This is a genomic window from Terriglobales bacterium (genome assembly GCA_035573675.1).
In the GTDB taxonomy this organism is placed as follows: domain Bacteria; phylum Acidobacteriota; class Terriglobia; order Terriglobales; family Acidobacteriaceae; genus DATMAB01.
In genome coordinates, this window is sequence record DATMAB010000020.1 from 25,606 (window position 1) to 38,805 (window position 13,200).

The 13,200-nt window shown below is 64.5% G+C and carries 11 protein-coding genes and 1 pseudogene; 11 read left to right on the forward strand and 1 reads right to left on the reverse strand.

Annotation, left to right across the window (positions count from 1 at the left end; all coding sequences use genetic code 11):
• Positions 1-80: 80 nt before the first annotated feature.
• Together VNK82_09420 and VNK82_09425 are read left to right on the forward strand one after the other, a co-directional pair.
• Positions 81-1,823, forward strand: a complete 1,743-nt coding sequence (locus VNK82_09420; GenBank protein ID HXE91169.1) for a tetratricopeptide repeat protein — start codon at positions 81-83, stop codon at positions 1,821-1,823.
• A gap of 293 nt (positions 1,824-2,116) precedes the next feature.
• A pseudogene (locus tag VNK82_09425) lies at positions 2,117-3,576 on the forward strand (S49 family peptidase).
• Positions 3,577-3,627: 51 nt separating this feature from the next.
• Here VNK82_09425 and VNK82_09430 read toward each other — a convergent pair.
• On the reverse strand, positions 3,628-4,008 hold the full coding sequence (locus VNK82_09430) for a nuclear transport factor 2 family protein (protein HXE91170.1): 381 nt from the start codon (positions 4,006-4,008) through the stop codon (positions 3,628-3,630).
• Between the two features lie 147 nt (positions 4,009-4,155).
• Between VNK82_09430 and VNK82_09435 the strand changes: the two genes are divergently transcribed.
• From VNK82_09435 to VNK82_09475, 9 genes are all read left to right on the forward strand, one after another.
• Positions 4,156-5,097: an ABC transporter ATP-binding protein gene (locus VNK82_09435; protein ID HXE91171.1), complete on the forward strand. Its 942-nt coding sequence runs from the start codon at positions 4,156-4,158 to the stop codon at positions 5,095-5,097.
• The gene (locus VNK82_09440) at positions 5,094-5,870 is read left to right on the forward strand and encodes an ABC transporter permease (protein ID HXE91172.1); all 777 of its coding nucleotides are present in this window, start codon (positions 5,094-5,096) and stop codon (positions 5,868-5,870) included. Before VNK82_09435 ends, VNK82_09440 begins: the two co-directional genes overlap by 4 nt.
• Complete coding sequence (locus tag VNK82_09445; GenBank protein ID HXE91173.1) at positions 5,867-6,817, forward strand: hypothetical protein; 951 nt, start codon at positions 5,867-5,869, stop codon at positions 6,815-6,817. Before VNK82_09440 ends, VNK82_09445 begins: the two co-directional genes overlap by 4 nt.
• Before the next feature lie 75 nt (positions 6,818-6,892).
• Positions 6,893-7,543: an outer membrane lipoprotein carrier protein LolA gene (locus tag VNK82_09450; GenBank protein ID HXE91174.1), complete on the forward strand. Its 651-nt coding sequence runs from the start codon at positions 6,893-6,895 to the stop codon at positions 7,541-7,543.
• A 251-nt stretch (positions 7,544-7,794) separates the two neighbouring features.
• The gene (locus tag VNK82_09455) at positions 7,795-9,012 is read left to right on the forward strand and encodes a type II secretion system F family protein (GenBank protein HXE91175.1); all 1,218 of its coding nucleotides are present in this window, start codon (positions 7,795-7,797) and stop codon (positions 9,010-9,012) included.
• Between the two features lie 181 nt (positions 9,013-9,193).
• Positions 9,194-10,879: a GspE/PulE family protein gene (locus tag VNK82_09460; GenBank protein HXE91176.1), complete on the forward strand. Its 1,686-nt coding sequence runs from the start codon at positions 9,194-9,196 to the stop codon at positions 10,877-10,879.
• Positions 10,880-11,106: 227 nt separating this feature from the next.
• Complete coding sequence (locus VNK82_09465) at positions 11,107-12,024, forward strand: hypothetical protein (protein HXE91177.1); 918 nt, start codon at positions 11,107-11,109, stop codon at positions 12,022-12,024.
• A 49-nt stretch (positions 12,025-12,073) separates the two neighbouring features.
• Positions 12,074-12,661, forward strand: a complete 588-nt coding sequence (locus VNK82_09470; protein HXE91178.1) for a hypothetical protein — start codon at positions 12,074-12,076, stop codon at positions 12,659-12,661.
• On the forward strand, positions 12,658-13,200 hold the full coding sequence (locus VNK82_09475) for a GspMb/PilO family protein (GenBank protein HXE91179.1): 543 nt from the start codon (positions 12,658-12,660) through the stop codon (positions 13,198-13,200). The genes VNK82_09470 and VNK82_09475 overlap by 4 nt, the downstream gene beginning before the upstream one ends.

The following is a 13,200-nucleotide window of genomic DNA, read 5'->3' on the forward strand; positions in this document are numbered from 1 at the left end:
TCATGGCCTTCCTCCCGGACACGGCACATATGGTGACCGCAGAACCATCCGACCGTCTTCCTGGCTCGGCTTCGTGCTTCGTGCCGCGTCCTGGTTTCCTCCTGGGACTGGCTCTGCTGCTCACCGCCCTCGCCTACCTCGACACGCTGCGCTTCCAGTTCGTTTACGACGACATTCCGCAGATCGTGCTCAACCCGCGCCTCGAATCCTGGAGTTTCGTGCCTGCGTTCTTTCGGGAACACGTTTGGGCCCACATGCAGGGTCCGAACGAAGGCAACTACTACCGGCCGGTGTTTCTGCTCTGGCTGCTCGTCAATCGGACGTTGTTCGGGCTGAACCCTCTCGGCTGGCATGCGACCGCGCTCGCGCTGCACCTGGCGGTGACCTTCCTGGTGGGACGCCTCGCGTTCTCCGTCAGCCAGGACGCCTGGATGGCGGCGCTTGCCGCCCTGATCTTCGGACTGCACCCCATTCACGTCGAGGCGGTCGCCTGGCTGTCGAGTGCCAACGATCCCCTGGCTGCCCTGTTCGCCATCTCCTGCTCCCTCTTTTGGTTGCGAAGCCGCCGCGATCCCCGGCCATCGCGCTGGCTGGCTCTTTCGCTGCTTTGCTATTCGTTGGCGCTGCTGACCAAAGAGAGCGTCATAGTCCTGCCGCTCATGGTCGCGCTGTTGGCGTGGATGACCGATTCCTCGTCCGGAGCGCTGGGGCGCGCTCTCCGGCAATCAGGTCCGTACTGGTTGCTCACTCTTTTCCTCTATCTTCCACTTCGTTATGCCGTCTTCGGCCGGCTGGGCAGCCTCGCCACTCCCATCACGTGGGATACGCTGCTCTGGACTTTGCCTTCAGTGGCCTGGTTCTACTCCGGCAAACTCCTGCTCCCGATAGGTCTCAGCGCCTTTTACGATTTCTCCTTCGTCAATTCGCCGGACTTTGCCAACTTCGCGCTCCCGCTGCTGGGCTTGCTCGCCCTTGCTGCTGGGCTGTGGTTCATCGGGCGCAGATGGCCGTCTCCTGCGTTGGTTGCCGGCCTGGTCTGGCTCCTTCCCATCCTGCCGGTTTTGGCCCTGCCGGCGTTCCCCGCGACGCAGATCGTGGGCGACCGTTACCTCTACTTGCCCTCCATCGGCTTCGTGACCCTGGTCGCGCTGGCGCTGCGCCGCATCCGCCTGGGCAGCACTTTGCGCTTCGGGCTCCCCACCGGCCAATTCACGGCGGCGCTGGTGCTGGCTGCACTCCTGGGGGCAGGTACCGTCGCCCAGGCTCGTCATTGGGCCACCAACCTCTCGCTGTACACGCGCGCGGTCGAAATGGCGCCGCGCAACTTGGACGCGCTCACCTTCCTGGCCAATGAGCTCACCAACCGCGGCCAGATGGACCTGGCCATTCGTCTCTACCACGAGGCTCTGGCTATCGATCCCAACTACTGGTGGGGCAACCTCAGCCTGGGAATCACGTACTATCGCGCAGGAGATCTTGCCCAGGCGGAGATGTTCCTCAGCCGCGCCATCACAGCCAACCCGAACAACAGCCTGCAATTCCTGCACCTGGGGCTGGTGCGCCGTGCGCAGGGCGACCTGCCGCAGGCGCAGGCCGCCCTGGAACATGCCATTCGCCTGGAACCTACGGCCTCCGGATACCGTACGATTCTGGCGGAGGTGGAGGAGCAGCGCGGCGATCTCGAAGCCGCCCTCCGCCACTACCGCGAAGAGGCCGCACTGGTTCCCAACCATGCCGTGCTCGCCGAACGCATTCGCCGGGTCGAGCAACGCCTGCGCGAGCGCCCGGCTGATTCCCAACCGACTTTGGAGAGGAAGCCATGAAACAGCGTCTGCAGCGTCTTGCCACCGTCGTCGGCACCCTGGTGCTGGTGTATCTCGTGGTCGTGATCACCATCCTGGGCTACCGCAAGTATCAGGAGCGGGTTCCCCCGCGCGTCGTGCTGGAGGTCCGCCTGGATGAGCCGATGGTGGAATACGTTCCCGATGATCCCGTTGCCCGCGCTATGCTGCGCGACCGCGCCGTGGTGCGCGACGTCGTGGACGCCCTCGACCGCGCCGCCGGCGACGATCGCGTCGTCGGCCTGGTCGCCTGGATCGAAGCCTTCCCGCTGCCCATGGCCCAGGCCCAGGAACTTCGCGACGCCGTCGAGCGCTTCCGCGCAAAAAAGAAGTTCGCCATCGCCTATTCGGAAACCTTCGGCGAGTTCGGCCCTGGCAACCAGGCCTACTATCTCTCCACCGCCTTTGACGAAATCTGGCTCCAGCCTTCCGGCGACCTCGGACTCACCGGCTTCATGGCTGAGCCCATGTTCCTCGCCGGCGCCTTTGAGAAACTCGGCGCCCGCTTTCGAGGCGACCAGCGCTACGAATACAAGAACGCGCTCAACACCTACACCCAGAAGAAGTTCACGCCTGCCCATCGCGAATCTCTCGGCAAGGTGGTCGAATCCTGGTTCAACCAACTCGTGCGCGGCATCGCCCAGGGACGCCGCCTCAGCGAGCCCGAGGTCCGTTCCCTCATCGACCGCGGCCCGTTCCTCGGCAAGGAAGCCGTGGACGCCAAACTCGTCGACGGCCTCGCCTACCGCGACGAAGTCATCGCCAAGGTGAAGCAGCGCGCCGGCGAAAACGCCCCGTTCCTCTTTTTGGACAAGTACCTGGAGCGCGCCGGCCGCCCGCACCAGGAAGGCCAGACCATCGCGCTCATCTACGGCGTGGGTGAGGTCCAGCGCGGCGAGAACGGCTACGACCCTATCTTCGGCAATATCAAGATGGGGTCAGACACCGTGGCTGCCGCCTTCCGCTCTGCCGTTGCCGATAAGGACGTCAAGGCCATCCTTTTCCGCGTCGATAGCCCCGGCGGCTCGTACGTCGCCAGCGACACCATCTGGCGGGAAGTCGTCCGCGCCCGCCAGGCGGGCAAGCCGGTCATCGTCAGCATGGGCTTCCTCGCCGGCTCCGGCGGCTACTTTGTCGCCATGCCCGCAGACAAGATCGTCGCCCAGCCCGGCACCGTCACCGCTTCCATCGGCGTCCTCGGCGGCAAGTTGCTTACCTCCGGCTTCTGGGAGAAGACCGGTATCTCATGGGATGAATTGCACTTCGGACAGAACGCCACCATGTGGACCGGCACCCACGACTACTCGCCCACCGAGTGGGCGCGTTTTCAGGCCGGGCTTGACCGCATCTACCAGGACTTCACTTCCAAGGTTGCCGATGGTCGCAAGATGCCCAAGAGGAGGTGCTGAAGATCGCCCGCGGGCGTATCTGGTCGGGTGAAGATGCAAAGGCCCTTGGCCTGGTGGACGAACTCGGCGGTTTCCCCAAGGCTCTCGAACTGGCCAAGAAGGCCGCCAACATCCCCGAGAGCGAGGACGTCAAGCTCAAGCTCTTCCCGGAGAGGAAACCCTTCTTGCAGCGACTGCTTGAAAAGCAGCCGGACTCGAGCGAACGCACTGCCGTCCAGGTGCTCCAAACGCTGCAGCCCGTCCTGCGCCAGCTCCGCGCCCTCACCGGCGCAAGTCAGGGCGTGCTCGCCATGCCCGATTACGCCAATGATTCAATGACTAAATGAGTTCAATGATCCAACCGCTTCGTGCCCACGTTCGCGCCGCGCTGTTCGGCGCTAACGTGGGACGATGCGCGAAAGATGCGTCACCACGCACTTCCACTGCCCTTCCTGCCTCACAAACACGCAGGTCACGCGCTCGCCTTCGCGGAACGGCTGTCCCTGGTACTTCCCCCCGGAAACGCCACGCGCAATCACCACGGCGCAATCCCCGTAAACGCGCACGTCCATGTCGTGCGATTCCATCACGTCGTGGCTCAACACTCCCGACCGCACCAGCCCCAGAAATGTCTTCTTGTCGCACAGGTTTCCGTCGGACCCGATGATCGTCCACTCCTCGGCCATGTAGCGCCCGATCTTGTCCGCGTCGTTCGCCACCATCGCCCGGTCCCATTCGTGCGAGAGGGCGATCAGCTCTCTTCTGGCTTCTTCGTCCATGGCTCACCCCGTGCCCATCTTACGTCCGCCGCCTATCCCAGCTCTTGCCCCCTTTTCGTAAAATATTCCCGTAGGACTACACTCGCTTGACGCTTGGTGCCCGGTGTCTGCGCCCTGCCTTTCGGCGCAGACGTGGGAAAACCATCCATGGCTGCCATCGAAATCCAGGGTCTCTCGAAGACCTACACGGTCGGCTTCCTGCGCAAGAAGCAGAAGGTTGCGCTCAAACCTCTCAACCTGACCATCGAATCCGGCGAGGTCTTTGGCTACCTCGGCCCCAACGGCGCCGGCAAGACCACCACGTTGAAGCTCCTGATGGGGATCATCTTCCCCACCGCCGGCTCCGCCAGCATCCTGGGCATGGCCCACGATGACCCGCGCGTCAAGGCGCGCATCGGATTCCTTCCCGAGCAGCCCTACTTTTACGACCAGCTCACCGCCGCCGAGCTGCTCGACTACTACGGGCATCTGTCCGGCATGGACGTGGCCACGCGACGCCGGCGCGCCGCCGAGTTGCTCGAGCGCGTCGGTCTGGCCGATGCGCGTGACACCGCGCTGCGCAAGTTCTCCAAGGGCATGTTGCAGCGCGTGGGCATCGCCCAGGCCATCCTGCACGATCCCGACGTCGTTTTCCTGGATGAGCCCATGAGCGGCCTCGACCCCGTCGGCCGCCGCGAGGTCCGCGACCTCATCCGCAGCCTCAAGGACGAAGGCAAGACCGTCTTCTTCTCCACCCACATCCTCTCCGACGCCGAAGCGCTCTGCGACCGCGTCGCCGTGCTGCATCTCGGCGAACTGCGCGCCGTGGGCGCCGTGGCCTCGCTCGCCGCCGCCGGCCCCGCCAAGGTCGAGGTCCTCTGGCAGGGCATGGCCGCTCTCGACGCCGTGCGCGCCCTGGGCGCCGAGTGCCGCGTCGCCGGCGACACGATTTCCGCCGTCCTCGCCGAGGAAAAACTCAACTCCGTGATCGACTTGCTGCGCCGCGACACCTGCCGCCTCATCTCGGTTACGCCGGTGCGCGCCACCCTCGAGGACTACTTCGTGCGGCAGATCGCCCAGCCCGCTCCGCCCGCGGAGGTCCGCCGATGACCTCGCGCATCGCCACCATCGCCTTTGCCACCTTCCGCGAGGCCGTGCGCGACCGCGTCCTCTACAACCTCATCCTTTTCGCCCTTCTCCTCACCGCCGCCTCCGTGCTCGTCGGCCAGGTCTCCATCGATATCGGCCGCCAGGTGGTCATCAATCTCGGTCTCACGTCGGTGTCGCTGTTCGGCATCCTCATCGCCATCTTCATCGGCATCGGCCTGGTCTGGAAGGAAATGGAGAGGCGCACCCTCTACACCCTGCTGGCGCGCCCCGTGCGCCGGTGGGAGTTCGTCCTGGGCAAGTTCGCCGGACTGGTCGGCACGCTGGTGGTCAACGCTTCCATCATGGCCGTGGGAGTCTTTGCCGCTCTCTACTACGTGGCCGGCAAGTTCGAGCCCGGCGACAAATGGATCTTCGTCGCGCTTTACTTCATCGTCCTCCAGTTCATCGTCATCACGGCGCTGGCGCTCCTGTTCTCCACCTTCTCCTCGCCGCTGCTTTCGGCCGTGATGGCCTTTGCGTTGTTCGTCATCGGGACCTTCGCCGAGGACCTGCGCGCCTTCGCCCAGATGAGCGAAGGCGTTTCGCGCTGGGCTACCACCGCCGCCGCGTACCTGGTCCCTAACTTCGCCTCCATGAACGTCATCGCCGGCGTCGCCCACCAGCAACCCGTCGCCGGCGATCTCATCCTGCACAACACCCTGTACGCATTGCTCTATGCCGCCGGGGCGCTGAGCGCCGCCGTCCTCATCTTCGAGCACCGCAACCTGAAATGACCGAGCGCCGCCGCATCACCCGCATCTTCGCCGTCCTGCTGGTCGGCTGCGCCGTCGGCTGGTCGCTCGAACTCCGCACCCTCGACTCCCTCCGCACCGGCGCCACTTTGGAGGAGGTTCTCTACATCTCATCTCCCGCCGTGCTCCGCCGCATGAGCCTCGGCTACACCGGCCTCATGGCCGATCTTTATTGGACAAGGACGGTGCAGTACTTCGGGAGGAAGCATGTGGAGCGGGCGAAGCGTTATGACCTCCTGCCCAAGCTGTTGGAGATCACGACGTCACTCGACCCGCATCTGGTGGTGGCGTACAAGTACGGCTCCATCTTCCTGGCACAGCGGCCGCCGGAAGGCGCGGGCATGCCGGACTACGCGGTGAAGTTCGTCGAGGAGGGCATCCGCAACAATCCCACCGACTGGCAGCTTTATTACCACCTGGGCTTTATCCACTACATCGAGCGCAACGATTACGTGGCGGCCAGCCAGGCGTTCCTGCGCGGCGCCGAGGTGCCGGGCGCGCATCCCTGGATGCGCATTATCGGCGCGGCCATGGCGCAGCACGGGGGCGAGCTCGAGACTGCCCGCCGCATGTGGCAGTACATTTACGAGAGCAGCGAGGACAAGTACATCCGCGCCAACGCCGTCAAGCGCCTGCGCGCGCTGGAGGTGGACGAAGTCGTGCCCCGGTTGGAAGCCGCCATCCAGCAATACCGGCAGCGCACCGGCCAACTGCCCTCCGGCTGGCAGGAGATGATCGCCGCCGGCTACCTGCGCGGGATTCCGCGCGATCCCACCGGCGCCCCCTACAGGCTCATGCCCGACGGGCGCGTCGAAGTCATGCGTCCCGACGACCTGCCCTTCATCCGCCGTGGCCTGCCCAAGGGCAAGGAGTCCGAATTCATTCAGATCGTGAAGGACGAGAAGGAGCCAAATGAGCAGAAGAAGTGAGCGCCAATTGTGAACTATGCACTGCGAACTACGAACCTAGTTCAAAGTTCACAGTTTACAGTTCATACTTGTCCCATGCGCTTTGCTGCCCTCCTGCTGCTCACCGTCTCCCTCCCCCTCGCCGCGCAGCCGGACGTCACGAGCCTCGCCCGATCCGTGGACGCGCGCTACAACCGCCTGCAATCGCTCTCGGCGGAGTTCACCGAGATCTACCGCGGCCAGGGGATGGCGCGCACCGAGAGCGGCACCATGTGGCTGAAGCGGCCCGGCAAGATGCGCTGGGAGTACCGCCAGCCGCGCGAGAAGCTGTTCGTGACCGACGGCAAGACCGCCTACTTCTATCTGCCGGAGGAGCGCCAGGTGCGCCGCGCCCCGGTCAAGAAGCTCGACGACCTGCGCTCGCCGCTGCGCTATCTGCTGGGCCAGTCGCGACTGCTGAAGGAATTTCCTGACCTTGCGCCGGCGCCGGACCTGAAGCCGCTCGAGCCCGCGAACACCGTGCTGCGTGGCGCGCCCGAGCATATGGCCGGACGGGTCGAGCAGGTGTGGCTGGAGGTCGCTCCCGACTCGCGCATCACCCGCATCGTCATCGAGGAAGTGGACGGCTCGACCACCGAGTTCCGCTTTCGTTACCTCACGGAGAACCAGCTCCGCGACGACGCCAGGTTCCGCTTCACGCCACCGGCCGGGACGGAGGTGATTGAGACGGAAGCCTTCGAACCTTAGCTGCCTTAACCACTGAGGACACAGAGCTACACGGAGAACAGTTCTTGCCACAGGATCACCCGGATGACCACGGACTAATTGTGAATTGCAGCCTGAGGAATCCGCGTTCATCGGCGCAAATCGGGGCGGAATGTCTTTCGCCTTGGGCTCTTGGTTGTCGGCTAGAAGCTAGCAGCCAACGGCTAGAAGCCAAAAGCCAAGAACCAACAGCCAAGAGCCTGTCCGGGCGGTGATAGACTGGCGCTCGAAGCATGGCCGAATTTCTCATCAAGATGGCCGACGAGCACGGCCGCCTGCTGGAGCAGGTGGAGGATGCGCAGTCGGAAGCCGAAGCGCGGGAGCGCTTCTCCCGGCAGGGCTTCCTGGTCTACTCGGTGCGGCCGCGCCGCATCCTGGCCGGGGGCGAGGTGCATCTGCCGCGGCGGCGGCGGGTGAAGCTCGATGAATTCGTCATCTTCAACCAGCAGTTCGTCACCCTGATCCGCGCCGGGCTTCCCATCCTGACCGCGCTCGACCTGCTGAAGGCGCGGCAGCGCAACGCCTACTTCCGCGGCCTGCTGGAGGACGTTCGCGACCGGGTGCGCAGCGGCGAGCTGCTTTCGGAAGCCTTCGCCGCGCAAAAGGCCTTCCCCAGGCTCTACACCACCACGCTATTGGCGGGCGAGAAGAGCGGCAACCTGGAAGAGGTGATGAACCGCTACATCGTCTTCCAGCGCACGGCCAGCTCGGTGCGCAAGAAACTGCTGGCGTCCCTGGTGTATCCGGCGCTACTGGTGACGCTGGTGGTCGCCATGCTGATCTTCCTGGTGACTTACGTGGTGCCGGAGTTCGCCAAGCTGTTCGAGTCGCTGAAGGCGCAGTTGCCGCCCCTGACGCTGTTCATGCTGCGCATCGGGGTGACCTTGCGCGAACACATCCTGCTGGTGGCCGGGGGCGTGCTGGCGGTGGGGCTGCTGGTGCGACGCTGGCAGCGCAGCCCGGCGGGCGCCGAGCGCCTGGATCGTCTGCGGCTGGCGACGCCGGTGCTGGGCGACATCTGGCTGAAGTACCAGATCGCCATTTTCGCGCGGATGATGTCCACGCTGCTGGCGGGCGGATTGCCGCTCGTGCCGGCGCTGGAGACGGCCGGGGCGTCGCTCGAAAGCAAGTACCTTTCGCGGGGCGTGATCCAGGCTGCGCACCGCGTACGCGAGGGCCAGCCGCTCTCCAAGAGCCTGGAAGAAACGGGTTCGTTTCCCGAACTTTCGGTGGAGATGATCGAGGTGGGCGAATCCACCGGCGCGCTGCCCGCGATGCTGAACTCGGTGGCCGAGTTCTACGAAGAAGACGTGCAGACGGCGCTGGCGGCGCTGATGTCACTGATCGAGCCCGCCATCCTCATTTTCATGGGCCTGGTGGTGGCTTTCGTGCTGCTGTCGCTTTACCTGCCCATCTTTACCCTGGGAGCGGGAGGGGTGGCGGCAAGGTGAGACCATATGGTCATGTAGTCGTGTGGTCATCTGGTGATTGTAATTGGGTAATTTGGTAATTGCTTGATTCGACGATTGATGATTGCAGCTTGGTGATTGATGATTTAGCTGAGTGCTGACTGCTGATTGCTGAATGCTGGTTTTCGCGTGCTGATTGAGAGTTTGAGTTAACCTGAAAGATATGGCCAACGAGACCAATCCGGCCGGGGGGCGGCGTACGCCGCTGTTCGCCAACGGCGGCAACGGGGGGCGCGCCCCGGTGGCGACCCCGGTGGATGAAGAAGCGCGGGCGCACGACCTGGCCGGCCGCTACCGCTGCGAGTACGTGGACCTGAAGCACTTCCGCATCCAGCACGAACTGTTCCGCTCCATTCCTGTGGACCTGATGTTTCGCTACAACTTCGTGCCGCTGGAAGTGACCGAAGACGGGCGGCTGGCCATCGCCATCGACGATCCCAGCAAGCTGATGATGATCGACGAGATCGGGCTGCTGCTGGGCAAGCGCATCCTCACCAAGGTGGCGACGCTTTCGCAGATCAGCGACCTGCTGAAGAAGACCGAGCAGTCGCAGCGCGTACTGGAGGAGGCCAGCGAGGGCTTCACCCTGGACGTGATCCGCGAAGACGAGCTGGCGGATGAGACCATCTCCATCGAGAAGCTGACCGCCGAGGGCGACATCAGCCCCATCATCCGCCTGGTGGACACGACCATCTTCACCGCGCTGCAGCGGCGGGCTTCGGACATCCACATCGAAACGCGCGACGACTCGGTGGCCATCAAGTACCGCATCGACGGGGTGCTGCAGCCGGCCATGTCGCCCATCGCGCGCGACCATCACTCGACCATCATCAGCCGCATCAAGGTGATGAGCGAGCTGGATATCGCGGAGCGCCGCGTGCCCCAGGACGGCCGCTTCCGTGTGCGCTACAACAACCGCTCCATCGACTTCCGCGTCTCCATCATGCCCTCCATCCACGGCGAGGACGCGGTGCTGCGCGTGCTGGACAAGGAGTCGATGAGCGAGAAGTTCCGCAAGCTCACGCTGGACGTGGTGGGCTTCAGCGACGAAGACCTGAAGAAGTTCCGCCGCTACATCTCGGAGCCCTACGGCATGGTTTTAGTAACGGGGCCCACGGGGTCCGGCAAGACGACCACGCTCTACGCCGCGCTGAATGAGATCAAGACCGATGAAGACAAGATCGTGACCATTGAAGACCCGGTGGAGTACCAAATCCGCGGGGTGACGCAGATCCCGGTAAACGAGAAGAAAGGGCTGACGTTCGCGCGCGGGCTGCGCTCCATCCTGCGGCACGACCCGGACAAGATCATGGTGGGCGAGATCCGCGACACAGAGACGGCGCAGATCGCCATCCAGTCGGCGCTGACCGGGCACTTGGTGTTCACCACCGTACACGCCAACAACGTGGTGGATGTGATCGGGCGGTTCCTGAACATGGGGGTGGAGCCGTACAACTTCGTCTCCTCGCTGAACTGCATCCTGGCGCAGCGGCTGGTGCGAGTGATCTGCGACAACTGCAAACGGCAGGTGGAGTACGACAGCGAGACCCTGGAAGCCAGCGGCCTGGACCCGGCGGAATGGGGCCGGCAGCCGTTCTACGAGGGCGCGGGATGCATCGAGTGCGCAGGCACGGGGTTCCGCGGACGCACCGCCATCCACGAGCTGCTGGAGCTGAGCGACAACATCCGCGAAATGATCCTGGCCAAGAAGCCGACGTCGGAGATCCGCCGCGAAGCCAAGAAAGAAGGCATGCACTTCCTGCGCGAGTCGGCGCTGGCGAAAGTGCAGGCGGGTACGACCACGCTGAGGGAGATCAATAAGGTCACGTTTATTGAGACGACGCGGTAGGGGCGCTCTCCGCTCTCCGCTGTCCGCTCTCCGCTTTCCGGTGAAGGAGTAGGGGAACAGGTCGCAGGTAGCAGCCGCGGGTCGCAGGTCTCAGGTCGTAGATGTCAGGTCTCAGGTGCAGGTTGCAGGTCGCAGAGCCTGGATGCCTGGGCTTCCAGTCCCTCCTATTCCAGGTTTCGGATACAATCGGCGCTGAATAACCGCTTTGGTCGCAGCGGCGAAACTTCATGAGCAGCGAGGGCAAGGCGAGGGCGCGTCCCCGGCTGGCGTGTGAAATCGCCGCCAACCGGGTGATTGCGGCGCGCGCGGCGCAACTGGGGCGGGGCCTCGACCTGTGCACGTGCCGGGCGATCGGTGTGGGCACAGTGCATCCCGGGCTGACGGCGGGCAACGTGGGCGACGCCGCGGAGTTGCGTCAGGCCATCGCCAACGCGCTGGGCCCGGTGGCAGGGCGGTCGCGCGACGTGATCGCCATCCTGCCCGATGCGGCGGTGCGGGTTTCCCTGCTGGAATTTGAGAATTTCCCGCAACATGCGGACGACGCCACGTCCCTGGTGCGCTTCCGGCTGCGCAAGACGCTGCCGTTCGACGTCGAACACGCCGCCATCTCCTACCACGTACAGAGACCGGAAGGGACGTTCGCCGCGCAGGCCGGGCCTATCACGGTGGTGGTGGCGGTGGCTCCGCGGGCGGTAGTCGAAGAATACGAAACGGCGTTCCGCGACGCGGGCTACAACCCGGGCGTGGTGATGCCCTCGATGCTGGCGGCGCTGGGCGCAGTGGACGCGCTGACGCCGGCCATGATCGTGAAGACCGACGTGGTGACGACCACCGTGGCCATCGTGGACCGGAACGAGTTGCGGCTGTATCGCGCCCTGGAGAACCAGCCGGGAACTGGCGATGATGCCCGGCTGGCCGACGAGATCTACCCCTCGGTGGTGTTTTTCAAGGACACCTACGGCTCTGGCGTGGACCGCGTGCTGCTGGCGGGACAGTTGGAAGCCGAGGGACTGGGCGCGGCGCTGGAATCGCAGATCGGAGTACGGGCCGAGCCACTGGTGGGGCGCGAGCAATTGGAGCATATGCTGACGCGCGACCATGTACCGGTCTCGGCGCTGGCCGGCGTGCTGGGAGCGCTGGCGTGAAAAACAGTTTCGAGGTTCGAGTTTCCAGTTTCCTGCAAAGGCACTCAGGATGAAGCTGGACATCAATCTGGCGAGCCAGCCGTACGAGGACATACGGCAGTTCCTTTTGCAGTGGGGCACAGCGGTGGCGCTGGTGGCACTGGTGACGCTGGGCCTGGTGAGCTACGCGGTGCGCACCTGGACGGACGCGCGGGAGGCGCGCAGGGAGATCACGCAGCTACGGGAAGACCTGGCCCGTCTGGACCGCGAGCAGCAGGAGGCGGTGGCCGTTCTGAGCCGTCCGGAATACGCCGATCTGCGGCGGCGCGCCGCGTTCACCAATGGGCTGATCGCGCGGCGCACCTTTTCCTGGACGCAGGTGTTCGCGGCCCTGGAAAAAGTGATGCCGGCGCAGGTGCACGTGATCTCGCTCGAGCCCGAAGTGGTGGAGGGCAACCAGATCGAGCTGCACATGCGCGTGGCGGGGCGGTCGCGTGACCAGGCGCTGGAGCTGGTGCGGCGCATGGAGACATCCGAACGCTTCCGACTGCCGGAACTGCGCAGCGAGCGGACGCAGGCCGATGAGGAGGTCCCCATCGAGTTCGACATCGTGGCGCTGTATGTTCCGGAGGTGGCCGGAGCGGGAGGCGCACCATGATCTCGAACCTGCGCGAGCTGCGGAAACGCCTGCTGTGGCTGCTGGGGTTCCTTCTGGTGGTCGATGTAGCGACGGGCGCCTTCCTGCTCTCGCCGCTGGCCCGCTCCCGTGAAGAGCTGATGATGGAGAAGCAGAGCCTGGAAGCGCGCCGCGGGCTGCGCGAGCGGGAGGTAGCGCCGCTGCGCCAAATCGACCGGAAACTGAAACAGGCAGCGACGGACCTGGACAAGTTCTACGCTGAGCGCGTGCCTACGGAGGCGTCGGCGCTGGCAGACCGGTTGGGCAAGCTGGCCGCCAAGAATGACGTGCAAATCTCCCAGGTGAAGTACACCACCGGCGAGAGCGAACTGAACGGGCTGCGCCAGGTGACCATCAAGGCCGACCTCAGCGCCGACTACCTGGACCTGACGAAGTTCCTCAACGCGCTGGAGCGCGACCCCATGTTCTTCGTCATCCAGCGCATCACACTGAACGAAGGCGAGGAGGGCCAGGTGCGGTTGAACCTGGAACTGGAAACGTACCTGAAGCAGGAGAGCTAG

Bases quoted from the DNA above. Each gene is read 5' to 3' on its own strand.
- VNK82_09435 (HXE91171.1), top strand. From the start codon at position 4,156: ATGGCTGCCATCGAAATCCAGGGTCTCTCGAAGACCTACACGGTCGGC.
- VNK82_09450 (HXE91174.1), top strand. From the start codon at position 6,893: ATGCGCTTTGCTGCCCTCCTGCTGCTCACCGTCTCCCTCCCCCTCGCC.
- VNK82_09455 (HXE91175.1), top strand. From the start codon at position 7,795: ATGGCCGAATTTCTCATCAAGATGGCCGACGAGCACGGCCGCCTGCTG.
- VNK82_09470 (HXE91178.1), top strand. From the start codon at position 12,074: ATGAAGCTGGACATCAATCTGGCGAGCCAGCCGTACGAGGACATACGG.
- VNK82_09440 (HXE91172.1), top strand. From the start codon at position 5,094: ATGACCTCGCGCATCGCCACCATCGCCTTTGCCACCTTCCGCGAGGCC.
- VNK82_09460 (HXE91176.1), top strand. From the start codon at position 9,194: ATGGCCAACGAGACCAATCCGGCCGGGGGGCGGCGTACGCCGCTGTTC.
- VNK82_09465 (HXE91177.1), top strand. From the start codon at position 11,107: ATGAGCAGCGAGGGCAAGGCGAGGGCGCGTCCCCGGCTGGCGTGTGAA.
- VNK82_09445 (HXE91173.1), top strand. From the start codon at position 5,867: ATGACCGAGCGCCGCCGCATCACCCGCATCTTCGCCGTCCTGCTGGTC.
- VNK82_09430 (HXE91170.1), bottom strand. From the start codon at position 4,008: ATGGACGAAGAAGCCAGAAGAGAGCTGATCGCCCTCTCGCACGAATGG.
- VNK82_09475 (HXE91179.1), top strand. From the start codon at position 12,658: ATGATCTCGAACCTGCGCGAGCTGCGGAAACGCCTGCTGTGGCTGCTG.